23 protein-coding genes and 2 pseudogenes are annotated in these 23,814 nt (G+C 57.5%); 14 read left to right on the forward strand and 11 right to left on the reverse strand.

Annotation, left to right across the window (positions count from 1 at the left end):
- The first annotated feature begins 684 nt into the window (after positions 1-684).
- Positions 685-1,103: pseudogene (locus ABIC03_RS26680) on the forward strand (hypothetical protein).
- Between the two features lie 131 nt (positions 1,104-1,234).
- Here the strand turns inward: ABIC03_RS26680 and ABIC03_RS26685 are convergent.
- The 3 genes from ABIC03_RS26685 to ABIC03_RS26695 form a co-directional block, all read right to left on the reverse strand.
- Positions 1,235-1,600, reverse strand: a complete 366-nt coding sequence (locus tag ABIC03_RS26685; protein WP_354062381.1) for a hypothetical protein — start codon at positions 1,598-1,600, stop codon at positions 1,235-1,237.
- A gap of 339 nt (positions 1,601-1,939) precedes the next feature.
- Positions 1,940-2,161 carry a hypothetical protein gene (locus ABIC03_RS26690; protein ID WP_354062382.1) on the reverse strand — a complete coding sequence of 74 codons (222 nt, stop codon included), beginning with the start codon at positions 2,159-2,161 and terminating at the stop codon, positions 1,940-1,942.
- A gap of 2 nt (positions 2,162-2,163) precedes the next feature.
- On the reverse strand, positions 2,164-2,397 hold the full coding sequence (locus ABIC03_RS26695) for a hypothetical protein (protein WP_354062384.1): 234 nt from the start codon (positions 2,395-2,397) through the stop codon (positions 2,164-2,166).
- A gap of 949 nt (positions 2,398-3,346) precedes the next feature.
- Here ABIC03_RS26695 and ABIC03_RS26700 point away from each other — a divergent pair.
- A complete protein-coding gene (locus tag ABIC03_RS26700) occupies positions 3,347-3,526 on the forward strand; it encodes a hypothetical protein (protein WP_354062386.1) in 180 nt (59 codons plus the stop codon).
- 76 nt (positions 3,527-3,602) lie between these two features.
- Here ABIC03_RS26700 and ABIC03_RS39305 read toward each other — a convergent pair whose 3' ends face one another.
- Both ABIC03_RS39305 and ABIC03_RS26705 read right to left on the reverse strand, forming a co-directional pair.
- Positions 3,603-3,800, reverse strand: a complete 198-nt coding sequence (locus ABIC03_RS39305; RefSeq protein WP_474424277.1) for a DUF7662 domain-containing protein — start codon at positions 3,798-3,800, stop codon at positions 3,603-3,605.
- Positions 3,801-4,098: 298 nt separating this feature from the next.
- Positions 4,099-4,950: a GIY-YIG nuclease family protein gene (locus tag ABIC03_RS26705; RefSeq protein ID WP_354062388.1), complete on the reverse strand. Its 852-nt coding sequence runs from the start codon at positions 4,948-4,950 to the stop codon at positions 4,099-4,101.
- 684 nt (positions 4,951-5,634) lie between these two features.
- Between ABIC03_RS26705 and ABIC03_RS26710 the strand changes: the two genes are divergently transcribed.
- The 3 genes from ABIC03_RS26710 (at position 5,635) to ABIC03_RS26720 (ending at position 6,575) form a co-directional block, all read left to right on the forward strand.
- A complete protein-coding gene (locus tag ABIC03_RS26710; protein ID WP_354062390.1) occupies positions 5,635-5,868 on the forward strand; it encodes a hypothetical protein in 234 nt (77 codons plus the stop codon).
- Between the two features lie 69 nt (positions 5,869-5,937).
- A complete protein-coding gene (locus tag ABIC03_RS26715) occupies positions 5,938-6,120 on the forward strand; it encodes a hypothetical protein (protein ID WP_354062392.1) in 183 nt (60 codons plus the stop codon).
- 269 nt (positions 6,121-6,389) lie between these two features.
- Positions 6,390-6,575, forward strand: coding sequence for a hypothetical protein (locus tag ABIC03_RS26720; RefSeq protein ID WP_354062394.1), 186 nt, complete (start codon positions 6,390-6,392; stop codon positions 6,573-6,575).
- Between the two features lie 459 nt (positions 6,576-7,034).
- Here ABIC03_RS26720 and ABIC03_RS26725 read toward each other — a convergent pair whose 3' ends face one another.
- The 3 genes from ABIC03_RS26725 to ABIC03_RS26735 all read right to left on the reverse strand — a co-directional run bounded on the left by ABIC03_RS26725 (position 7,035) and on the right by ABIC03_RS26735 (position 10,157).
- Positions 7,035-7,610 carry a hypothetical protein gene (locus ABIC03_RS26725; protein ID WP_354062396.1) on the reverse strand — a complete coding sequence of 192 codons (576 nt, stop codon included), beginning with the start codon at positions 7,608-7,610 and terminating at the stop codon, positions 7,035-7,037.
- Complete coding sequence (locus ABIC03_RS26730; protein ID WP_354062398.1) at positions 7,528-8,007, reverse strand: hypothetical protein; 480 nt, start codon at positions 8,005-8,007, stop codon at positions 7,528-7,530. Before ABIC03_RS26730 ends, ABIC03_RS26725 begins: the two co-directional genes overlap by 83 nt.
- A gap of 353 nt (positions 8,008-8,360) precedes the next feature.
- A complete protein-coding gene (locus tag ABIC03_RS26735) occupies positions 8,361-10,157 on the reverse strand; it encodes a di-heme-cytochrome C peroxidase (RefSeq protein ID WP_354062400.1) in 1,797 nt (598 codons plus the stop codon).
- A 604-nt stretch (positions 10,158-10,761) separates the two neighbouring features.
- On the opposite strand from ABIC03_RS26735, the gene ABIC03_RS26740 reads away from it, so the two are divergent.
- The 7 genes from ABIC03_RS26740 to ABIC03_RS26770 all read left to right on the forward strand — a co-directional run bounded on the left by ABIC03_RS26740 (position 10,762) and on the right by ABIC03_RS26770 (position 19,150).
- Positions 10,762-11,220, forward strand: coding sequence for a trypsin-like serine protease (locus tag ABIC03_RS26740; protein WP_354062402.1), 459 nt, complete (start codon positions 10,762-10,764; stop codon positions 11,218-11,220).
- Between the two features lie 10 nt (positions 11,221-11,230).
- Positions 11,231-14,359, forward strand: a complete 3,129-nt coding sequence (locus ABIC03_RS26745; RefSeq protein ID WP_354062404.1) for a S8 family peptidase — start codon at positions 11,231-11,233, stop codon at positions 14,357-14,359.
- 24 nt (positions 14,360-14,383) lie between these two features.
- Positions 14,384-15,508, forward strand: coding sequence for a trypsin-like serine peptidase (locus ABIC03_RS26750; protein WP_354062406.1), 1,125 nt, complete (start codon positions 14,384-14,386; stop codon positions 15,506-15,508).
- A gap of 191 nt (positions 15,509-15,699) precedes the next feature.
- Positions 15,700-16,689 (forward strand): matrixin family metalloprotease, encoded by a 990-nt coding sequence (locus ABIC03_RS26755; protein ID WP_354062408.1) that lies wholly within the window; start codon positions 15,700-15,702, stop codon positions 16,687-16,689.
- 84 nt (positions 16,690-16,773) lie between these two features.
- Positions 16,774-17,286: a hypothetical protein gene (locus ABIC03_RS26760; RefSeq protein ID WP_354062410.1), complete on the forward strand. Its 513-nt coding sequence runs from the start codon at positions 16,774-16,776 to the stop codon at positions 17,284-17,286.
- A 265-nt stretch (positions 17,287-17,551) separates the two neighbouring features.
- A complete protein-coding gene (locus ABIC03_RS26765) occupies positions 17,552-17,998 on the forward strand; it encodes a hypothetical protein (protein ID WP_354062412.1) in 447 nt (148 codons plus the stop codon).
- 180 nt (positions 17,999-18,178) lie between these two features.
- Positions 18,179-19,150, forward strand: a complete 972-nt coding sequence (locus tag ABIC03_RS26770) for a M48 family metalloprotease (protein WP_354062414.1) — start codon at positions 18,179-18,181, stop codon at positions 19,148-19,150.
- A gap of 70 nt (positions 19,151-19,220) precedes the next feature.
- On the opposite strand, the gene ABIC03_RS26775 is transcribed toward ABIC03_RS26770, so the two are convergent.
- The 3 genes from ABIC03_RS26775 to ABIC03_RS26785 form a co-directional block, all read right to left on the reverse strand.
- A complete protein-coding gene (locus ABIC03_RS26775) occupies positions 19,221-19,706 on the reverse strand; it encodes a hypothetical protein (RefSeq protein ID WP_354062416.1) in 486 nt (161 codons plus the stop codon).
- Between the two features lie 227 nt (positions 19,707-19,933).
- Positions 19,934-20,344, reverse strand: a complete 411-nt coding sequence (locus ABIC03_RS26780) for a hypothetical protein (RefSeq protein ID WP_354062418.1) — start codon at positions 20,342-20,344, stop codon at positions 19,934-19,936.
- A 1,023-nt stretch (positions 20,345-21,367) separates the two neighbouring features.
- Positions 21,368-22,570: an OmpH family outer membrane protein gene (locus tag ABIC03_RS26785; RefSeq protein WP_354062420.1), complete on the reverse strand. Its 1,203-nt coding sequence runs from the start codon at positions 22,568-22,570 to the stop codon at positions 21,368-21,370.
- 327 nt (positions 22,571-22,897) lie between these two features.
- On the opposite strand from ABIC03_RS26785, the gene ABIC03_RS26790 reads away from it, so the two are divergent.
- A complete protein-coding gene (locus ABIC03_RS26790) occupies positions 22,898-23,320 on the forward strand; it encodes a hypothetical protein (RefSeq protein ID WP_354062422.1) in 423 nt (140 codons plus the stop codon).
- Positions 23,321-23,409: 89 nt separating this feature from the next.
- Positions 23,410-23,769, forward strand: a pseudogene (locus ABIC03_RS26795) (IS110 family transposase); the annotation flags it as partial.
- Positions 23,770-23,814 lie beyond the last annotated feature (45 nt).

Genomic DNA, 23,814 nt, shown 5'->3' on the forward strand with positions numbered 1-23,814 from the left:
GCGTTTTGGGGGCAATGTGCGTTGAGGAACGGCCGGCGTCGGAGAGCACGTCTTCGGGGGAGACTGGGGCGTACGCATCCCAGCGTAGGCCGCGGGCTCATTGGATTATTCTGGCGGCGAGCGCTTAGGCGGCTCCGGGCTTTCCATCCAGCCGATGAACTGGATGAGCAGACGGGGGCCACGCGAGCGACGGCTCATCTCATGTGAAGACGAAGACAAGCAGGCTCGAGCAGAGTAGCGCAACTCCTAATGCGGTGAGCCCTAGGAAACTGCTGGAGACAAGATCATGACTGCCCATGAACGACCTCTGCGGCGAGGAAAAGAGATCGGCAGTCGCCGCTTCGTTCCCTTTCCAGCCAATCTCAAGATTATTATTAAATGACGCGCACAATTCCTGCTGGACCCGCGATGGGGCGCACTTTTACAGCAAGATCAATGGACAGTTCGCCGCGTTCCGGCGGGCATCCTCGTTTAGTGCTATGGCGCCTGCAAGCAGATCGCGCCCCTTCTGACGCTGAGTAGACCAGAGCATTTGCCCGGGAATTCAGAGCTGTGCAATCAAACGCGCCGATGCGAGCCGCTCGACACCGCTCAGCCTTGGCCAGCCCCTCGGGGTCGTGGATTTACCGCTGCTACTCGGACGCCGGCCGGCGATCTCAAGGCCGTACGGCACAGCAAAGGTTTTTGTTCAGACGCAACGGCGTCGGCAGTAGTGCGCGTTTGCGCGCCCTGCGTTCGCTGTATTGGAGCTTCATCGAGCAAAATGGGCCGGAAGCGCGTGCGCGGCGTCTTTTGCGCGATTGGCTATCTCCGGATCAGCGTGCGCAGTTTGATGCCGAGGTTATTTCGAAGTCACGGGCTCTCACACCGGCCCGCGATATCGAATTCATCAGGGCACCATGAGCAATGTTTTGGAGTTTGATGAAACAATGCAGCCTAAGATCGGGTGGTGTTTCGTTCCCGAACGGGCTCTGGCAGCTGGCGACGTGATGCTCGCCCAGAAGATCGCGCTCGAAACCGACGAAGCCGCAGTGCTCGCGCTTGCCCACCGGTTTTCTCCGAGGCTGCCCTCCCTGCGCCGAGTAGTGCGGCGTGCTTACTAGGCCGCTCACGGGCGGGGCCGCCGCTTGTGACGGCGGCGGCCCCTTGCCGCGAAGGAGGCGGTTACGCGAGACATAGCCACCTCCGCGACGATAGGTAGCATCAACGCAGTGCTCGCCTTACGCAACCGGATCTACTTGTTAGCCTTACTCGATGGCGCCTGGTCGCATTTGGTGATGATCTTCTCGACATCTGCCATCGTTTCAGTGAATGCGTCCCATAGCCGCATCGCCTGAGCGGCGCTCTCTGCTTCGGTGAGATATGCAGTCTTGATCAGCAACCGGTTCAACAGATACGTGACGCGGGAGTTGTCAGAGTGCCGGGTTCGCAGAGCGATAATCTGTCGACGCATCTCGACGAGGTCGAGCGTTTTATGTTTTGACGGCCTCTTCAAAATCACACTCGCGCGCGTGGCCGGGCAAACGAAGCCGCCACGCCGAATAAGATGGCGCGACGGCTTCGCCTGGGCGGACCCGGACGGGGGCAATGTCCGGTGCACAAAGCTAACCCTCCGATGCGCCGCTGCAATCAATTCTTCAAGTTAAGCTTGATCTCCTCGCAGGGAAGTTAATTCGGGAACCGAGAAGCCCCACCGGAATGTACTTGCAGGTGAATGCCCAAGAAGGAACGTCAGGGCCTGCGTCGGAATTCCTGACTGAGCAACAGCTGCGAAACTTCGAGATGCATCGTGAGCTGTGACTGCGCGAGCCTCGCCAAATGCTTCGGGTTCTTGACCGCTACCGGTTCCGTTCACGACCCCGCGAGATAGCGCCGATCGCGATCCTCTTGGAGATAACGCCCGTCGAGGCTGCGCCGCAGGCGACGACGGCGGACCGTCCTACTGTTCAGGATCGCCGATGTCGAACGCGCCTAGACGGTAATCTTCGCCTACCGATTGCTCAGTCGTCGGCCGTGTGATCAAGGTGAAAGTGGCGTCGGGGTAACGCGTCCACACTTCGATGTCCTCTGAAGTGACGGTCAGATATCCGAAGAAGCACTTGTATCGACCCGGCTCCGTTACCCGGCCGATTTTGTCCCAATTGATCTTGTTGACGCGCATCGCTAGCTCCACTCGTTCTCAGGCAGCGAACCGGGCGGAGCTTTAAGTTCTTCGAGGCCGGCTTCGATCAGCGCCAGTTCATCTTGGATCGCTGTTACTGCGTTTTCGGGGTTGATGCCCGACACGGCTTCCAGCTGGGCGAGCACCTTGCGCCGATGCGCCAGCAAGTCGACTAGAGCGCGTCGGTCCCGCACCTTCACGTAGCCAGCGACGATCAATTCCATGGCCTTTGACACGTTCGTCGTTTCCCACCGGTTTGCGGGTTATCGGGGGCGGCTAACTTCTGTCAGACCGGCTGCGGTCATACGATATTCGACACTTTCGCCGGTTGAGCGTCGCTCCATCCATCCGTTTCGTAAGAGAGCGAGCGTTGTTCCGGGGTGATCGGGAAGCTTCGAAGAAGACGCCCAATCGCGGTCACGAAGAGGGTCGAGCATTTGCCGGTGATACTGATTAAAAAGCGGCCTGCGCGGGCGTTCGGTTTCCATGGCCGTTTGTTGCCATCGCATTGTTTACGATCAATTACGGATCGGGAACAGCCGGGCAATCTTTTCTAAATGGTTCATGGATATTTTTCTGCGGCATGGATCACGAGGACGCATCTGCTTGGTTCGTTCCGGCTCTCAGGCGAAGCTACGCTCGTCTAGCAGCGTGGATGACGCGCGGTAATCGCGCGCCTGAGCCGAGCCGCTTGCCGGCGCAGCCGCGCTCAGAGCGGCCAGCTCGCTTTCCCGCCCCCCCCCCCCGCGGCGGCCAGTGCCGCCGCGCATTTAGGCATTGCAGGCATCGCGAATGACGAACGAGCGCACATCGACGCGTCCGTGGTTGCCGGACGAAGAGGCGGAATTGCTCTCGCTCTTTGGCGCAGGTGCCACGGCTGAGGAGGTCGGCGAACGGTTAGGCCGCACCCGCCAAGCGGTCTACGCTCGCTTGCAGCGCTTTCAAAAACAGCGGGGGCGAGCGAGTAGGACGAGTGGGAAACTCTTTGCTCAGTTACTAGAGTGATCGAGCGACGGCGATCGATCTCTAGAGTCGCAAGATCACATCCGCAGCGGAATCAAGGTAGCAATCCGATCGCATCGGCCGGTCGCCCGGCCGAAGTAACCCTCAACCGATACATCGAAGGTTCAATTGCATCCGCTTCAAAAGGCACCAAGCTGTGAGTGATAGCATTGAGGTCGACCGATGACCAGCCCGACTGATGACGAATTGCGCGCCGCTGTCACCGCCGCCATTGAGCAGTGGAAGACTTCGCGCCAGCTTCCCCATCTGTCGCCGTACGATTGTGAGACGCTGAACAAGTTGATCATCACTGGACTTCAAACCGTGCTGTTCCAGCGTGCGAAGGCCTTCGACAAGCGCTAAACCGGACAGCTTGATCAAACCCGGCGGAATTCCAAGACGCGATCTTTAATCGAAGCATGCGCCCGAAAGCCCGCGTTCATCCAAGCCCTTGCTTGGGTATGCCAACCTTCATGGAGCTTTCGTTGCTCCACCACGCCGTGAATTTGTGAGCCGATGCCGGAAGCTCTCTCCTAAGTATCTCTTCCATCTCGGAGAAGGTTAGCCGAACGATTTGTCCACGCTCGCTCAACAACCGTTGATGCAATGGTTCGTAGATCGAGTTTCGGAAGCTCATGGTCTCACCGCAGGCAAGGCAAACATGGACGTTGTCCTAGTGCAAGTGTGTGCCGAGCTTGCGCACGGTGGCGATCACAAGAGCCGGAAGTACATCGCGGAGCAATCGATCCAAGCGGCTGAGGCAGGGCAAGGGACCTCAACAGACATCACGGCAGTCGCCCGACGCGCTTTGGTCCATCTCAACAATCGACCGCGGTCCGCCGAGAGGGCGCCGATCGGGCTGAGCGAGGGCGCCGCCGGGCTGGCTGCTGGCGGGCCCGCTCGACCAAAGGCGCTCGCGTCCTTGGAGGATCGCTTCATCGCTCGCCTACCACCACCTTGTCTCTTGCTCTTTTATATTCGAGCAACTGCGACACCGCATCGTAGGAATGATACCTCGCGTACACGCTCTTTGCATTCCTCTCGCGAAGATCGGCCAGAGCATCAGCCCAATAAGCGACCATGGCGCGCCGAACTCCGTCGAGGGCGAAGATGCGTTCGGCCTTTGCAAAATCCTCGTCGAAACTCACACTTACTGCACGTTCAGCAGCTTTGTAGTCGGCCGGTTGAACATCCCCAGCGCGTTGGCCAAGCCACATAATCGTTTTGGGATACTCCAAAATCAGACGGTCGAGCACAAGGTAGTGCGAAAACTTTCCGTCCACAGGCGTTCGAGTGCTGAAAGCGACTTCGTGAGACCCGATGTTTAATGTGAACCAACGCCCTCCGTTGGTCTGCGGGAGAACGCTTAAGGTCCACGCGCCTTGAATGTCGAGGTTGCCGTACAATCCCGAAAGCTGGAACAAGCGAAAGAGAAACAGGCTGACATCGGGATTGTGGAAGAGCCGATCCGTCCTTTCGGGATCGACGCGAAGTGGCTCGCTAATCGAACGCAATTGTTCTCTAGCCTCGTGCGGAGCCACGCTGAATAGCTCCCGCGTTCCGTCGATCTCTACGTTTCGGTTGCGAAAGTGACGATGGAGAGCGTTCTCTATTGCGACGCAGTCCGTCACGTGGACAAAATCGGACAATTCCCATGGACCGTGAGGAGCATATGCCTCGCCCCCATTTATTCCGCGAAGCCGTTCGCTAATGGGCCGCTCGGTGCGGCCGATCTTTATGTAGTCGCTGTTCGGCGAAACGAGAATGTAGACAAACCCCTGCGGCATATGCGTGTTCCCCAAAAACACGCCGAACAAAGTAAAGGACCACCCGGACGTGAAACAGGCGGAACGTCTGGATTGCATGACTGGGTGCGGCAATCCTCGCGCATCGGCGGCAGATTGCTAACCAAAAGGTCTGACGAAACGATTAGTGGAATGACTGCGGGCTCCCACTAAGCCTAGACGACGCAGACAGAATGAAATGGCCGGCGGGCATCACTGCCGCCGGCCATCGCTTGCGCTACCTTGGGCTAGCGGTGATCGGCAGCGCTGACCGCGAGGCTGCCGAACGCCGACTAACAACCCACTAACCAATTCGGGCGGGCTCTGGATATTTCGCGGGCAACAACGCGGCGAGCCTGTGCTGCGGCCCGCGTTGAACCAGCCAGCGTTTCGGACCACGCGCGCCGGATAGTGCTAAAACAGGCCGGGCATCCGCTTGCTGGCGTGGCGTTGTTGACGCGGAAGAGAACGGCAAAGGAGCCCGCCGTGATGAAGTATGCCGGCGTTTCTATCACTGCCCCGTTCCCGGGTGCCCTCTTAAGTTGGAAGAGCGAGCCCCACGGCGGTCGGCAAGCGCGGCCGGACCCAAGCCGATCGAGCAGAAAGACGGCGCATCACAAGGGTCAAACGCTGCCAATCGCCGTGGTTGCAATGCTAAAAGGTCCTCGCCGACTGACTGGGGGCAGCATGGTTAAGGCATTTCGCAATGTGATCATGGCACTTACTTTTGTAGGAGTTGCCGGCTGCAACATGTTTTGGAATTTCATGAATGCCTATATAGCCTGCGGTCTTGCGCTGGCGGCTTCAGTTGCAGCCGGCTTTTGCGTTGAGCGCGTCTTCATCGAGCGGTCTCGTCGGGAGATGATCCGCCTCCACGGCGCGGACTGGCATTCGGCGGAGAACCGACAGCTCGACTCATGAGCCTCACCCGTCGCACGCTCGTCGTTTTCATCATCCGATTGTTCGCATTCGAGCGGAGGGCCTAGCCCAATGATCAAACTGGTCCATCCATTCCGGTTCGCTCGCATGGAGCGCCTGCGAGAGCTGCTTGAACGAGACTACGAAATGGCAGTTGATCCGAATGCGGGCGTGAGCACCACGAAGCTGGTGAGAGCCGATCCGCCAATGCTCGATGCAGGTTTGGTACTCGGTCGTGATCCAGGAGGGTGCTAGCTGGGTCCTTTTGCGAGCGATGCGAGCGCTAGGGCACCGCAACCGGTCAATACGCCCGGGTAGCATCACGATCTGGAAGGGCGACGACCATAAGCCGAGCCCGAGGTAGGGGGATGCCGAAAGCGAACTCCCCGGCTCCATTAGTCCTTACCGCTTTACAATGTTGCCACAGGGGTCTCGTCGTAGTCGACACCATCGCCGCCAGCGAGGTAGGCGCGAGGCTCAACGGCAACAGCTGGCGGAGAAGTAGTGCACGAGCTGGCAACCTGATGATTGAAGGCGGCCCTATGGGGTTGTCCCTCACCGGACGGCAGGTCGTCACTGGAAACCAGCACTATCTGCTCTGGCGACTTGGTCTCGAGGACCATTTCGAGCTCGCCATTGCCGAGCTTACGCGGCGGCAACTCATGGCTATGGGCGTCGATCACGAATTTTGGGTTGTTAACTGGTATTAGCGCGTGCCCGGGCTGTGCCCCAACCTATTCGGGGCACACCTGAAGAGAATGAAAGCGCTAAGTGTTTGTAGTTAGTGTGAAAATGGTTGGCGCACAAAGGATCGAACCTTGGACCTCTCCCTTCTGAACGAGATGGTGCTCGCGGCCAAGCCTTTTGTCGTCCCATCGATTTGTATTTGGCCTCTACCCACGGGCGGTGGCGTTCGTAAAAATCAACGAATATGAGAGTAATGGTCTCCAGTACACGCTATTGAACCCAGTCGTGAAAGGCAGAGTACTGGGGGCTAAGGGGGCTTGCCTCTTACTGTGGATTGTCACGCTACAGGCCTTCGCCGCTTCCTGCGCAAATGCAGCCTCGGCTACCCCGCCGAGTGGAGCTTCTAGCGACAAGTCGAATGCAGTCGAATCAATCACTGCGGTATGATCGCTATCAATGCCGTGGCTACGCCCGAGATACCCCTAGCCGAAGTGGGATTCGGCAGCCGAAATAAACTGTTTGCAGTGTTCGATGAACTCTTCGACATACAAGAGCGCAGGTTTCTCGCCCCAACCAACTTCTGCGAAGAAGAATTGGTGAGAGACCATACTTGATCCGGATGCCGGTAGCTTCTCGGGTTTGGATTCGGCGGCGGCGCCTTCATCCTTTTCGATCGATCCATCCGCGCGGATAACTGTCACCGAGACGGACATGGTCATTGTGATTTGCTCGCTTACTTCCACGTTCACCTGCGCGTGGGTTAGCTCCGGGTGCTGGTGCAGGATATAGTTTCGGCGCTCATAAAAGTAGTGAAAGAGCTGATCGGATTTTTTCCACTTTTGATCGTGCCATCGCCTGTATCCTTGTCCATTGAACCTTGAAGAATAGTCCGCTTTGAGATGTTCGATTGAGGTTCTCGCATAGACAATGGCAGCTTCGAGATTCGCTGCAAATGGGAGCCGGTCGCTCAGCGCGTTAACGTCGCTCTCCGCCTTCTGTGCTTGGGAAAGAAAGTATCGCGCCTTCAATAGTGCGGTTTGTGCTGTGCTTGCCGTCATCGATTACGTCCATTCCAATGTCTTTTTTGGAGCCAGTTGTGGGGCGTGAGAGGCAAGAGTAGGGAGCGGCACAGTTGGGATTGAGGTTGCCCGCCGTCGTCAGGATGACGTGAATGAGCTTGGATTTCATGGCGTCGACCAGGAGCTTGATCAGTTGATTGTCGTGCAGCTCGTACAGCGCCAGATAGACTTGGCCGCCTTCCTTCTTGGCGCGGTCGACCAGTTCGGTCACAAACTTATAGACATCTCCCATCAGGAATTCCCGGATCTTTGAATCCGGACGCCGGATTTCTTCCTTCAGGGTTTGGAGGAGGTGGGTCTCCTTCTGGCCGGCTGCCTTGGCGCGCTCGGCCGGTTTGTCCGAGTTTGCATCCTTGATCGAGTTCTTGGCCGGCATCCAAGGAGATCACTAAGCGGATGACAAGTTTCTGGTTAGCAAAAAAACGCGAATACCATCAGGTATACCAAGCCAGCGTTTCACAATTTCGGTTCGAATCCGCCTCGGTATTAGCTTGCTAGATCGGGAGCTATTCTCGTCAATTCCCGGTGAGTCCGCATTATGAGCTCACAGCATAGCGATGAACCCAAGGCCGATCAGCCCTTTGTCCGCGTGTGCGCCTGCTCTTTAGGGTCATTAACCTTCAGGTCGCTGGTTCAAATCCAGCCCCTGCGACCAAATGATCCTTCCAAGTCGCCGACCTGAAGGGTTTTTTGGAGCCGCTGTGCCTCGTCGCAGCGGCCGCCCGCAGGTCACAATGTCTTCAGGTATTCGAGCAACGCCTTTTTGTCCTCGTCGCTCAGGCTCGTCCCGTACTCGTGACCGCATCGGCTGTTTCCCGAATGGATATCACTACAATCCGTAACGGATCGTGTTTCACTCGACTGCCCCTGGACGGCAGCAAGGCCAACGTCCTCGATGTCGTATTTTCGTCCGACGCTGAACTGCGACTTGCGTTGAGCTGACGGTTTAAGCAATTCCGCCAAGGTTGGCACCGAACCGTTGTGGAGATAGGGCGCAGCAGCCCAAATACCCTGCAGAACTCGCGCTTCGTAGGCGTTTTTTGGCGGCGCCTCGACCACGGCCGCTCGTGGCAAGCCCAGTTCCTTGGCCTGCCTTGCCGCTTCCATGGTGTTGGTCGTATTGAAGGCCGTAGGCAAGTCCTGCAAAGCTGGCGGCAGTCGAGTCAGTTGCAGAGACTGCGGCGTTTCGAGCGCCCCCGGGAGCGGCGCTGCCGCGATCCGCGCGTTGCTTGACGTAACACCACCAGTCAAAACGTTCTCTGCGATCGAACCGATGACCGACGTCGCAAGAATGTTGATGACAAGGTCGTTGTCCTTGAGCGGCACTGTTGCCAGCGGAATGTACGCACCCTGCAGCACACCGGTATTCGCCGTCCAAGCAAGAACATCGTATTGCCGTGTATCAGTCCCGACGTTTTGTATTGGAGTCTTCCAGGTCTTGATAAATGGAAAGCGTTCATCGCCGTCTGCTATTCCGTGACATCCGTTGCAACCACCGCCTTGGGGCGCGGCTTGTTCAAAGATCACCTTGCCTCGGGCTGCCAGCGTTGCGTCAATCGTCCAGGGCCATTTGGGTGCCCCAATCGTTTTCACCAAATCTTCCAGCTTGCTCAAGCCATCGAAGTTCGCGGAATTATTGCTCAGGAAGTTGATGATCGGGCCTTGACGTTTCGGTTCGAACGTCGCGAATACCCCCAGAACCTCGCCGACATTTCGGCCCAATCCCAGAACGTCGCTTCCGTTGTTGGCAAATCCCGGCCATTGCGTCTTGTCCTGCTTCGGCGCGTTCCATAGGAACGGATACCTTACCGGCGCATCGGCTGGCCTAATGTTCTCGGGGATCATGAAGTCAGGGGGCGGGCCTATATCGAGACCGGATACGCGGTTGAAAATCATTCCAACAGCATCCAGACGCCCAAGCCCCCAACCATTGCTGGGCAGTGCGCGAGACATGATCGTGTGAAACCGTACATACCACGCGTCGACCTGTCGCCGCAGGTCCGCGACGTCGGCCGCGGCCGGTGTCGCGGTCTGCAGAACAGCCGCCGCAAATGGAGCAAACGTTGCGTCACTGGCCGTCACGTCGCCGATGGCCTTGTCCAAATCGCCAAGGAACGCGTAGAAGTCCGCGAGCGCCGGACCACCATCGACGCGATATGACAAACCGGCGACTTCGATCTGGCGAGTGTGGCATGCGGAACAGGTCATTCCGACGATCTGGAGACCTTCCGGTCCGGAGGCGTGAAAGCCGACGGGCAGACCGGCTTTGTTTCCGGGGTTCGGCAGATAGCCGTATCGCGACAGACCATCAGCCAGGAACGGGTGTCCGTTTCTCTGCTTCAGAGCCAGCATCCAAGATAACGTGATCAAGCGCGAACCCTGATCTCGCACGTAGAAATCGGCTCTCGCCGTTGTTGTCCAATCCGTCCCCTGGTCAACATAGATTTCGTCGGTCCCGGCACCCCGGGCGCTCGACATCATCGCGGTGAGGAGGGTCAAGCCGATCAAAAAGTGAGTACGAAGCATCGTTCGCCTCCGTCAATTCACTGGTGAACTCGCCATCAGGCCGTTGCAACCTCGGCTCTGTTTGTGGCCAGATTTTCAATCTAGTCGGCCGGTGACGTGATTAACTCTCAGATCTCCGGTTACGGCAGAATATTTGTATCCCGACCATGTTCACATGCCATTACTTGTCCGACGCCGCAATGCGTCTTGTAAGGCAACAAACGCAATTAGCTTTATTCGCTCTCTGATTGAGACTACTCATTGCCTGTAAGATTGCAATCGCACATCCATTGGGTGAGTGGTGCTGATTTCTAGACCCCGCGGACAGGCACAAGTCCGGCGCGCTCGATGCAACCGTTCGTGATCGAGCGTTTCGACACGGCCGAATATCTCGATGTCGATCCCATCGCGCGCGACAGAACACATCCCGTTTCCTATCCATCAGCCTCCGATTGGGATCGCCGGCTCGGCGTCGCGAGACATGCGACGGCCAAAGGCACTTTATGGTTGTATAATTTTCGAAGATTCCCTATTATGAGCCGATTACCCCAAGCCGGCGCTGCCATTGCTGTTCGCGGAGCGAATATCGAAAAATATTGCAAGTGCACGGGGCATCATATGAGACGTGTCGTTCTGGAATTCATTGCTAGAATTGCCTTTCCGGGACTTGTTGTGCTCGCTGCAAGCACGGCGCGTGCCGCAACAATCGGCGCCGATAAACTCCGTGCCCGTCGATTCTCTGCCGCTGAACGATCCAATTCGGCAAGCCGCGCGACCGGTCGGACTCTTGCGTTCCGTGTTGCCGGACGGAACCGCGCAGATCTGCACGGCCATCATCATTTCCGATCGCCACATCCTGACTGCGGCGCATTGCGCCTTCGGTGCCGAAAGTCTGACTGTTGTTTTCGGCCTGACAGAACAGGAGCGGAAGTCGTTCCGCGTGCAGAGCTCTCCGTCAGAAATCGACAAGGAGCGGGGTTATGCCGTCGTCGGCGTGGAAGGGACTCCGTCACAAACATTCGGCACCGCGAGGCTGTTGCTTCGCATCCCACTCAAGGGCGGTGGCATCGGGGTTGAAGCATGAGGAGGTCGAGGTGCCGCGATTCGTTCAATCAGCGATTAGTGCTGCGGGCAAACGCCACTCCGGCAAGCGCAAGCGGCGGCATCTCTGTCCAATGCAATATTGGCTCTTAGCCGCGCTGGCCAGCTTTATCCTGGGCGCATCGATGTTCGCGTGGTCAGAGGTCGCCGCTGCCGACGAGTCCAGCCCGGTCTCATCGTTGCCTTTCTCGGACAAGGTGCGTATGGCCGGCCGGCCAATCGGTAGTTTAAGCGTGATATCGAGCAGCGGCTCGATATTCAAGTGCACGGCGGCGTTGATCTCGAAAGTCCATATCATCACGCCATTGTATTGCATCAACGACGCCGTCTCGGCGGAACTGACTCTCGGTCTCGTGACGACAGAGCCGCCGACCGGCAAGAAGTTCGAGGTCACGCTTCCACCTGTGAGCAGCGATGCCAAACTCGGTTATGCCGTGTTGGAAGTCGGCGGCGAACCCGACAAGGAATTCGGCGTCGCAAACCTCCTCGTTCGCATTCCAATCGAGGGCGAAAAGGTCTTCATCATCTTTCATGGGCAGGCAGCGGTCCAGCTTTTTGCGGCAGACTGCAGGGTAGTTTCGGCGAATGATACGCCGCTCGATACTGGCCCCATCCCGGGAGCAACCGTCGTGCATGATTGCGAAACCCAGGCCGGCTCCGGTGGCGCGTTTCTTTTCTCGGAAACCGATAATGCTGTGCTCGGCATACACATGCTTAGGAATCCCGTCGGAAACCAGATCCGCCTCGCGCGTGCGGTGCCAATGTATTCGATCGCTCTTTCCGATCCCGTCGTGCGTTCGATCGCCGCAGTGCGTCCGACAACCATCGATTTCCGAACCCGCAATCGCGACTTTTCCAGCGTTGGAGTTGACATTCTCAAGCTGTATCTCACGCTGCACAATTCACTTCGCCTGCCCCTCCGGCCACGGCAGGTCGACGACTTCAAGAACATCGAGGATGTCTATCGACAGTTCGGCCTGTTTTATGGGGAGCCCTTTCCGGAACAACTTGATAGCCTGGCTTGCGATCTCAATCCAAACGTCTGCTCTCGGCAACTGATTCCCGCGTCTGAGACGGAACTCGCGAGCCTTACCGGGCACGTCTCCCGTTTCAAGAGCTCGGTCGGCACCTGGACAGTCCCACCGGGCACCTCTCTCTTCTTGCCGGACATCCCGTTCGAACGCGGCCAGGATTGGATCAACTACAAAAAGACGAAAAACACGTCGTTGGCCAAGATCGTGGAAAAGGATCTTGGCGGCTGTGTCAAATTCGATGAGCAATGCAAGAAGCTGATCGCAACGATCAACCGGATGGACGACGACCGAAAATTCCGGGACGATTATGCCGGGTTGCTGATCCTGCCGGTGGCGTCCATCACTGCCATGAACGTCGACATCTCGTCTGGTCCGGAGCGGTCAAGCTCACGGTCGGAAAAAATTACGGTCAGCTCCCCCCATGACGATCGGTCCACGATCCTGGAGCGGAAGGAAGCTCTGGATTCGCGTCTCAGTAACAAATCGGCCGTCAGTGTGGACGACTCGTTGCGTGCCGTAAAGCTTCCATCCGACCCGGCGAAGGCGGCGGGGGCGGCGTTGGGGTCGGTCAAGATGGACCTTGATACCGTTGTGCGCACGCTTGGATCGACCGCGGCCGGCAAGATCAGCATCAAGCCCTTCGCCGTGCCTGAAACGCCGCGCTGCGGAGGCGACGAGCAACGGGAGTGCGAACTTAAAAATGAGGATTTTGAGATTTATCGGTCACGCCTCCTGAAAGGCCTCTCCTTCCCGTTCGAAAAAATCGACGCCTACCCTGACGAGATCAAGACTGGCACGTCAGCGGTTGCAATCATCGACACCCAGGCCGATTTGCAACATTGTGCTTTCCAGGCACTCCGGGACAAGAACAAGATCCGCCACATCGGAGACATGGGGCGGCTTGCCAACTATCCTGCGCCGATCGCGCCATGCGAATGGATGATGCCGAAGGGCAAGCTGGACGTCGCAGCAAGCCACGGCACCCATGTCGCAGGCATCATCGCGGGCGATTTCAAGGGCCTCATGTCGGGCCTGAACCCCTATGCGACGCTCTATACGGGTCACATCCCTCTTACCGGCACCAGCGACTCCGAGGAAGTGAAGCTCGAAGAGCTGAATACACTGCTGAAGCGAATGCTGACGGAGGCGGGCAACGCCGGCGTCAGGATCGATGTCGTGAATTTCAGCTTTTACTATCGACGACAACCGTTGCCGAACTCGGAGTCCGGCGGACAGCGCGTGATTGGCGACCCGGTTTTGCGCACGATCAGGACATTCGGCGCCAATACGTTGTTCGTGGTTGCTGCCGGCAATGATGAGGAGGAGTTTTCGGCGATTTGCGATTCGCGCCCCTCCTGCTTCGACCTGCCCAATGTGATTTCGGTCGGCGCGCTGGACAGCAGCAGCAAGGATGCGATCTTATTGTCGCTACCCCAAGCGAAAGGCAGCAATTTTGGCCGACGGGTTCATGTTGCAGCGCCGGGCCGGGACATCCTGAGTGCCATATCCGGTAACTACTTCGGTGTGATGAGCGGCACATCGCAGGCCACCCCTCAAGTGGCCGCGGTCGCCTCGTTGCTCAGGGCGGGCAACAAACATCTCACTCCGAGTGAGGTGAAGGAGCGACTGATCATCTGCTCAACAAGTGTTCCCGTCAGCACTGAAGGTGATCTGGAGACCAGTACGGTGGTTTTTGGTGGACACATAGATGCAAGCTGCACGTTGCAGAAAAACGGGTGGCTCGAACTGAAGGATACACCGGGGGTCATGATTCCCGTTACGGAAGTGAGCAACACTGCAACTGACCTGTCGTTTGCGCCTGCCGGCCGTGATTCAAAGATTGCTCTGAACCCGAGAGCGATCCGAGGAATACGTTTCAACCCGGATGATAGTACATTCACCGTATTCCATCGCCGGCCGGGAGACGAACGCGATGCCGAGTTGTTGCGCGAGGAACGTGTGGAGCTGCCAGGCGACTTGGATCAGAAGCTGAATTTGAGGGTGCAACTTCCCGGCAAGCCGCCAAAACTGATGAGCTACTCGCTTAGTAATGTCGCGCGTTTCGTGGTGCCGCTGCGCAAGCCGTGATCGTGCTTACCCTGGAGGTCGCTCGTGCTGAGAAAAGCCTTCGTCGTCGTGGGGGTTCTGTTAGCATCGGGCCCACCGGTCGCAGCGCAACGCATGGAGAACGGAAACGTACGGCCGGTGAGCGACGGAATCGTGCAGGAAGTCAGCATGATGCTCCAGCCGCAAAGCGGACAGCCGCAATCCGCGAAGATGTCCGTCGACAGCGCGGGGGCGAAAAGCATTCGCATCAGGATCAACCTTGCCAAAAATGCAACGCCACGCACGGATTACATCGTTGCCGTCAGGGATCGAAACGGCGGGCTAGTGGCGCGATACCCGGCTGCCGAGCTTCGCGTCAAGCAAGAGGTCTGGAGCCCGCCTGTTCCGGGCGCTTCGGTCGAGGTCGAGGTCGAGGTCGAGACGGCGGCGGCGGATACGGTCGGCATTGCAATCGCAGTGACCGGTATCATCGCGCAACGCACGCCAGGCGATCCAATGCTCTCGGTGTTAGGCGAAACTTTCGACTTGGAACCCATGGAGGCCTTCCGCCTGGAAAAGCCCGAGATCTTCAAGGCCGGGCTCGCGGTAGCCAAGCTGATGTTCGTGCGTGACGGTAAGTCGCTGGCGTGCACCGGCTTCATGATCGACGACGATCGAATGCTGACGAATGAGCATTGCATCAACAGCCAGGCAGTGTGCGAAAGCGCAGTCGCATTATTCGGATATGATTCGAACGCGAGTATGACGAGCGAAATGGTGCGTGACCAGTCGTCCGCCTGTTTGGAATTCCAGAGCATGGACGAGAAGCTCGACGTGGCGATGGTTCGGTTGGCCAACAGTCCGGGCAAGCGATGGGGACGACTGAAGCTTGCTGCCGCAACGCCCGACGAACTATCGATCGTGATCCACCATCCGAATGGAGACCCGAAGTATGTGACGCGGGAAGATTGCTTCGTCGTCAAGCTCCCTGTCGACGGGCGCGCCAAAGACACTGACTTTAGCCACCTGTGCGACACGATGGGAGGAAGCTCGGGCTCGCCGGTCCTCAGCCGAAGGAGCCTTGAGGTCATCGGCTTGCATCACTTTGGCATCGACCTCGCCGATCCGGATTGGCGTGACCAGAATCGCGCTGTGCGAATGGAGCTAATTCGCACGAAGCTGGGCCTTTGAGTGCGGCCCAGGCACATCCGAACTTGTAGCGACGGCAGCGGCCTCGCCGAGGAGAGCTGAGAGTTGCAGGTGGAGGGCGCAACCTGCGACGAGAGCGCGCTGGCAAAACGTCAATTCAGTGTTAGGATCGTTGGAGTTGCTTTAGATTGAACCTACTACCTCTATTTATTTCACGCTCAAGGGAGTTGAACATGAGTTTTGGATTTGGGTTTTCGACGGCATTGCAGCAACGTGTGCACCACCCGATAGCCGGCATGATCTTGGCCGCGGCCGTTTCGATGATTCCCGGCTCCGGTGTTCTGGCGCAGGATAAAGCTCCCTTTACTCCCGACCAGGCCAGGCTTTTCCTGAACAATGCCGCCGAGAAGGCCAGAGAAATGCAGAAACAGAACAGCAAAACGTTTGAGGAGTTCAAGAAATCGGTTACCAAAGAGCCGTTCCAATACGGGAAATACATTGTGAATGGGGACACACCCATTTCTACCGACAAGGAGCTTGAGGAGTTCTACAAGCAGAACGTGGAGAACCCCGGGCTTGTCTTCGCTGAGTTTACCGTCATGAACAAGCTGGGCATCGACATCATCTGGAAAGATGGCGATAAGAAAAATCTCTCATACTGCGTGAGCAACGCTTCGGCGGATGCGGGTGGGTTCGGAAACCGCTACAACACGGTTGTGAGCGCCATGGCCGATGCGACGAAAGCATGGGAAGCAGTCGCCGACATCAAGTATATTCACGTGACTGCGGAGGACTCGAACTGCGCGCCGACGAACGAAAACGTCAAATTCGATGTTAGGCCGGTTAATCTCAACGCGTATTTGGCGCGAGCGTTTTTCCCGGATGAAGATCGCACCGCGCGCAACGTCCTCATTGACAACTCGGCGTTCGAGCTTCCGGCCGGGGGAAAGCTCTCGCTGACCGGCATTCTTCGACATGAGCTCGGACACACGATAGGCGCGCGGCACGAGCATACTCGGCCCCAGTCGGGGACGTGTTTTGAGGACAAGGATTGGAGAGGCGTAACCGACTATGATGCCCTGTCGGTGATGCACTATCCCCAGTGTAACGGAAAGGGCGATTGGTCGCTGACATTGACCCTTCAGGACAAGAATGGAGTTGCATGCCTGTACAAGGCGGCCCCGGGATTCACGATTGACCCAAATATCTGCAAACCGAAGTAGCGGTCAAACGAACCTGCCAATGAAAATGTTGGCGGCCTTCCAACGTTAGGGCCGCTAACGGCATAGCAATCCCAGAGTATCACCATGAATATGGCGCCTTTGCTGCTCTCGGGACTTCTTAGTTTATCGTTCCCCTGGCAACTCGGCTACGCTTGCCAGACGGCTGAGACTGCACTGCTACGCAAGACGCTGGATTTGACTGGACCTCAGGATCAGGCAACCAATCGCGCCGCGAACTTTGCGGTTATCGACGGTGGATGGATTATGCGCGCGGCTGGATCCGCTGACTCGGGTCGTGACACCGGACCGCCTGACACCGTTCTCGAGCTTCAGAGCTTTGCGTTATACGCGCTATCTCGGGGCAAGGGCCTGTCCGAGGATGGTCGGAGGGCGCTAGAAGACTTTCGTCAGCTTTTGCGTAACATGAAGACGCAAGGTCAAGTTGTCGAGGTTTCGGACACGAGAATCGGGCTCGAGGGCGAAACGAGGATATGCGCCAAATTCGCGAGCTCAGATCTGGCGGGAAAAGCGTGGATGCAAATGCAGGGACTTTCAGCCGGTGTGGACCTCGTGCAGCTAAAGCCAGAGAAGTGCTGAGTACAGTCTCACCTGCCAGGGAGATATGAATTTGGCTGTGCAGAAGCTGACTGCTGCTGTCATGCCTGCGCAAGACGCTTTGGTTTGAGAGCGAGGTGTACACACGCGTAGATGGCTCCCAAATTCTGTACCGAATTTATCGACCGGAAAAGTCAAATGCCTCACGGCGAGCATCAAGATGTTTGTGCGATCCGTCCTGACCACGGTATAGCCGACCTATGGTTGAACTCGTATGGTCCCCGATTAACTTGGCCTGGAGGGCAGGATGGAAGCGGAGCCTTTTGAAGACTTGCAGGCACTTCTCGAGCGGGACAGCCTGGCCTACGCATTCCAACGATTAGGCGAAGTCGATCCTGAGAGGGCCGATCTCGGCACGGTTGGAGAGTCAGACGAGGCGAAGGCCGAGGGAGGACGCAACCGGTGGGATCGGCATAAGAACGACGTGAAGGAGTTCGTGTGTCTGAGCGAGACAATTCGTAAGGAGGGACCACTCAGAGTCGTTCAAGCCATCTTCGGTGTTCTTGCGCATGCTTTCGGGGGCGCGATTGCGACATACGCCACGGTCATTCTCATCAAGAAGCAGTTTGGTTCGACGATCAATAATCTGGGCAAAGACGCTCTTGACGCCTGGTGCGGCGATATTAAGCCCGCGAAAACGACGCGAACCGCCAAAGCGTCGAAAGGCAAGAAGTCAGTCAGGAAACGCAAGTAACCCGACAAAGGGTTGAAACTGATGCCGGGAGAGCGGGCGGCTGAGTTTTCTGGGATGGCCTGCGGTCCTCCGCGGGGCTGGCCATGGTCCTGGATTGATCCGACGCAATACTCAAGACTTCCCGAAATGCCCGAGGGCTTGGCCGCAGCGTCCAAGCTCCTCGGGGATGTCGCACCGATCATGAAAACCTTGCTGAAGCGTGATGAGAAGGTATTTCCCATTTGCAAGTACGTATCTCCGGGGCTGACGAATTATGGCTGGTTCGGCGGAAGCGCGGGCTATCTCACCGACCGCACCGGCTATGCGGTCGCGGTGGAAGCCTCTTCCTCACTTCAAATCCTGTTTGCACTCTTCCGGTTGATGGCCGAGCCATCAAGCTTCACTTCGCTTAAATCGGTTCGCCAGCCTAAGTTAAAGCGGCCGATCGGACTTCCGCTCTTGCCGAAAGGAGGCGGACCAGAGCTTCGCTGGATTGGTAATGAGAACATTGAGGCTCCCGCTTTAGCCGAAGATTCGAAGCTCATGGGCCATCTCCGGCTGTTACATTCGCATGCGCTCACGTATCTTTTCTTGCACGAAATCGCGCACGTTATTGAGGGCCACATCGAATTTTGCCGAGAGACCAAGCTTAAGGCGGCGCGTATGCGACGTCAGGAACATGAAGAGTTCCTGGGCAAGGAATTGCGGCCACTTGAATTGTTGGCGGATCAGCGTGGGCTCTACTTGGCGGCGCTTCACATTCTGCGGGGTCTGTGGGCAAACCCCTCAATCAAGCGGAAGAAGGAAGCAGCCATCGAGCATCTGACACTGTTCGGCATCGCAACCGGAATTGTATCGTTGGTCTTCGAACGTTTTTCTGGGGACTACTCACATCCTCCAGCGTCGCATCGGGCCCTGTACCTTCGCGTGGGCGTGCATATCAATTTGCCCGCGTTTGACCTGTCCGATGTCGAAATTCGATCAGCGCTCAACGAAGGGATGCAGCAAGCTTCCGACGCATGGGACTTACTCGGTTGGCCACGCAGCCGGGATGTACCCGAAGATATCGACCGCTTTCTGGCTCCGCTGATTGACGTCGAATCCCGATGCGTGCGGCCTAAAAAGCCGCCAGTGTTACCGGGACGCAATAAGAGCCGTCGTCCGGACTCGTAGGCGGATTCGCAACCCTCACCGGGTTCTAGGCTAGTACCCCGAGCTGCCACGGCGTCGGAGCGCGCAGCGATTAGCGACGGAATATGCGGCGGAGAAAACACAGCAGCCTGCCGGGAATATCCACGATCCGCGACAGGACGGGGCGTGGAGTGGTGATGTTGGCGAAATCGGTCTCTTCAAACAAGCCGTTCGGCGACAGGGAAATCTCCTTGCAGGAGAAAACGTCCTCCGGAAACGGCCGTTGCGCCCAGTAATTGTGAACAAGGAGCGGCTCGCCGTTGTTGCGGGCGTAATGTACGGCGCTGGTTGTCGTGTTTTTCTCAGGCGTCCAGCCGCCGTCCTTGTCAACGATGTACTCGCCCTTTTCGGGCTGTCCTTCCGGATAGCTGAACTTGAGGTTTCCGTACAACGCGCTCGCGATGATTGTCTCATCTGGAACGTCGAGACCCTCATGGAATATCGCCAGCAGGCTTGGCGCGGACTTGTACCTATTGCCATTCTTGAACGGATCGTTGGCATCACTCAGAACCTCACGAATGCGCTCCGGATTTTTCAATCGCTTGGCCCGAGCGGCAGCCGCCGCCGTCAGCAGCGAGAATTTTCGGTGTTTTTCCGAACGATGATAGCGACAAGGAAAATTTGGTTGGGTTGCACGAACGTGCCGCCAAGCCGCGTTCGCTCGTTGCCATCGGAGAAATGCTGCGTCACCTGCTGGTCGAACGGATCGGCATAAATGCCGTCCGGACTGCCGTAGATTCCAGTCCGCGACACGCAGCTGTGAATTCAGCCGGGCCGTGGGTTCTGGTCGCAACGGAGAAGCGGACAAACTCCTTCCGGTCCGGACTTAACGTGACGAGCGCGCGTGTCGGGCGCGTCGCCGTTCTCGAACCGCTTCAGCCCGCGCTTCAGGAGGTGAACGACTTTCTTGGCGTCGCGGTCCGAATAATCATCATGGATGTAGGCAATGCCTTGCCCCTTGCCATCGAGATTATTGGTTCGGCCCACTAGGTCGTGAAACGCCTCGTCAAATTTGTCGGTGTCTTCAGGCCGCTCCAGTGTTTTTACTTCACACCAGAAAGGCTTTTTGCCGCTGCAGTAAAAGTCAGGCTTCTGCCCTTCCTTGATCCACCTGGGCTCAGGCTCGAAAGGAATGCCCGCCTTGCGGAGAAGACGTTCTGCTCTTGCGTTGCTCAAGGATTTCTTCCTGGGGCAAGTCTAGGGGTGACGTCTCACGGCTGTCAAACACCCTACGCGCTTTCCCGCGCCCCTCAGTGGCCGCATTGAGACCCGCACAAGCTCGTATCTGCAAGCGCTCTCTACGAGGTTGTTGGGAATCAATTTGACATTCGACAACGGAGGCTTTTCCACTGTGCCCTTCCCGTTATCGGGGTTGCCCCAGAGCGAATATGCTTCCGCAACCGCAAAGTCCGGCTCTCTGAAAGGCAGATCCTCGATATTGTAAAGAATGGCAAACTTTAGCCTGGAAGGAAACCGGGCCGTCGGATTAGTTGCCCTGTTCTGACGGTCAATTGAATTCGCGAGCGTCAGGGGATTGAAGGTCCACACGAATGTGGGCACTGGTCTGTCCTTGCAGGCCAACTATTGATCGAATGGGGCGCATCGCGCGTATCGTCAGATCGGCAGTATTGCGACGGCACAGGGCACGTTGAGGTGCCGCCCGAAATAATGTCTGACTTTTTCGACAATATGTGAGCCTTCTGCGACCAGGTCACCGAAGGTCTCAACGTCCCAAACGACAGGATCGCGTTCTAGCCGTCATCGAGACTGATCAGCACGAGAACGGAGTCTTTCTCGTCAGGTGTGTTACTTTTCTTCGCTCCTGAAACCGGTTTCGACTTCGCTCCGCCAACTTCGCGAGCATAAGACAGAAGGAAAAGGCCGTCATTGGGCCGGCTGCTCAATACATTTGATGAGAAAACCCAATCGGACCGCCTGCTGCTTGAGTTTGAGGCAATCGAGTAATCCCCGTGTTTTCTTGCCCCGCGAGGCCACGCGCCGTTGCGTTAGGAGGCCGCGACTCAAACTCACGCTCCATTGTTTGATTTTCGACGGGCGTACTTAAGAATCATCGAGAGTATCGGTATGAAGACAATTCTACTCAGATTGCGTGATTGTTTCGCTTAACTACTGTCAGCGGTTCCACCCGGCAGCAAGATAGCGGCCGGGAAAGAGCGTTCTGCCAGCGAAGCCGCCCACTCAAAAGGCAGGCACGCGAAGGGTATTATTCAGCCGTTCAAGCGTCAGCTGCAAGGAAGTTCCCGCCACATTGGGATTCTGGTCGGCCGGCAACGGCGCGGGCGCGCGCACCGTGCGCTGGACGACAGTGGTCGATGCGGGATGGTTGATCGTGTCGAGCAACTGTCCCTTCTTCGTGTCGAGGCTTTGCTGAGCCTGAGTAGTTTCCGTCTGAATTTTTCTCAGGTCCGCGAGCCTGCCAGTGTTTGCCGCATTGCCAAAAAATTCTCGGGCTTCCGACTGCCTCTGCGCCAGAAATTCGCGGTTCGCGTTTGGTTGCAACTGCTGCAACGTCGCTTCAGGCAGATTGAATTTCTCCAATTGATCGGCGCGCTGTAAGAATTCCTTGTTATCCTTCTCCGCAAGCGTCTTCTTGTTTGCGTCGAGCTTGTCGATCAACTCCTTGATCTCCTTTTCGAGGGACTGAAGCGCCTCAAGCTGAAGCTTCGCGTAGTTCGCGGTCGTCTTGGTTTGCGAGGCGGTCCCGGCAGCGGCCTTGCCCAGCGACACCTCGACGATGTTGTCCTCCAGTCGATCTATGGTGCCGGTGGGCGTGACGGTCGTCGCGGGAGCAGGCATGATGACGAAGACCGGGGACGCGTTCGCGTTCAGGTCGATGCTGAACTCGAAGGAATGGCCGATGCTCGCGAGGTCCGATGTTTTCGCGGCTATCGTCTGCTCCGCCAGGGCGCCGTCGAGCGCGCGGTCCATCCATTCCTCAAAGCCGATCCTTCCCTTGAGGAGCGGGTGAGCGGCGTAGGCCGGCGGCGGCTCGCAGCGGGGACCGTCCCTCACCGCGGCGAAGTCGAGATTGAACTTGAGGATCGCGATCCTGTTGGCGGTCGTCGTGCCGCCGCCGCCCACACCAAGGTTGAGGGTAGAGCGCGCCGGAAGAAGGATGGGATTGGTGCTGGACGAAATCTTCACGCCGCCGGTCTCGTTGCCCTTCAGGGTGACGGTATACTGCCCCTGCCAGGTGCGGAGCCATTGGCGCCCCGGGCGACGATAAATCTGTGTCCGGACAGCATCCTGAAACTCGCAATCGATGCTCGCGACAAGCGCCTCGATCGGCAGCACCTGTTCACTCACAAGCGCCGGAACATGCGTTCCGCATCCCGCCAGCATGAAAGACCCTGACAGACACACAATCAATCGCGCACGCATGGACGCCCCCGGCTGCAATCGGTTCAGTATTCATTGCTCGTCTGAAACGATGAAACCTAACGCACGCAACCATCGGGCGATAGTGCCTTCTCCCACATCTTCGCGAAGTTTTTGCCGCCTTTCGATCATGGTGCGTCCTGTCGGACTGGGCTCTATGCTGCGCCCGGAGCCTTCCTTCGAAGTCTCGACCATCCGGTAACGATCCCTCACGCAAGGGCGACACCAGCCCGGCCGCTTCAAGGCCATGCCCTGCGGACGCTACAGGACCTTGACCGTCCGGCCCTGGCGCGGCAAGAGGCTTGGAACGCCCTAAGCCGGGCGGCTTAGGTGATCCGGCCGACGATCGACCCATCGAACGCTTCCGCACCGCTTCCCACCGCTGCTGCGACCGATGACATCATGAAGCTTTGTGCCGGCGGTGGGGCAGTCGGTATTGAAGGGGAAGTTAAGGGCGAGCTTACGCGCTTCCTGAAAGGCGCCGAGGCGGCGGGGCAGGCCAAGATCACAGATTTCGGGGCCGTGTTGGACAAGATGAAGCCTGACGCGGTCGGCGTCGAATTTTACCGGATCTACACTCAGTGTTTGAAGGAACAAGCTGAGATCACTCTAGAAAAGTACAATGTGAAGATCACTGATCAGCTTAGCCAAATCGAGATGAGAGTGAAGGCTCAACCCTTTAACTTCCCGAAGGGAGTGTTTCAAACTGTGCCGTCGGCGCGGCGTCCACCCATCATAAATCTGGCGGCGTGATGCGGCGAAGGCTAAGTCCACTTTGCCCTCTATAGCGGCGAAGTTCGTGCGGGAGCGCAATATGTCGCGATGGGAAAAGAGCGGCCAACATGTTTTCTCGCGGTGCGCTGTTGGAGGTCAGGTTGGACGTCGCTGGATACACTTTGTCCAGAGGAAAGGTGCTGGACTTCTTCGCCGCTCAGCCGAGTTGCACTGTCGCGCTGGAGCTATGTGGCCGGGCTCATCACTAGCTCGCCAGCTCACCCAGCTTGGCCACGAGGTTCGGCCGATTCCGCCGGTCTACGTAAAACCTTTCGGGGAGCGACAGAAGAACGATGCGATCGACGCCGCGGCGATTTGCGAAGCCGCTCAGCGGCCGAGCATGCGGTTCGTGGCCGTGAAGAGCGAAGAGCAACAGGCGGCGGGTCTTGGTGTTTCGAACCCGTGGCCTGATGGTTCGGCAGCGAACTTAGCTCATCAATGCGATCCGAGGACACCGAGCTACCAGTCCATTT

It is taken from the genome of Bradyrhizobium sp. RT6a (assembly GCF_040547675.1).
GTDB lineage: Bacteria > Pseudomonadota > Alphaproteobacteria > Rhizobiales > Xanthobacteraceae > Bradyrhizobium.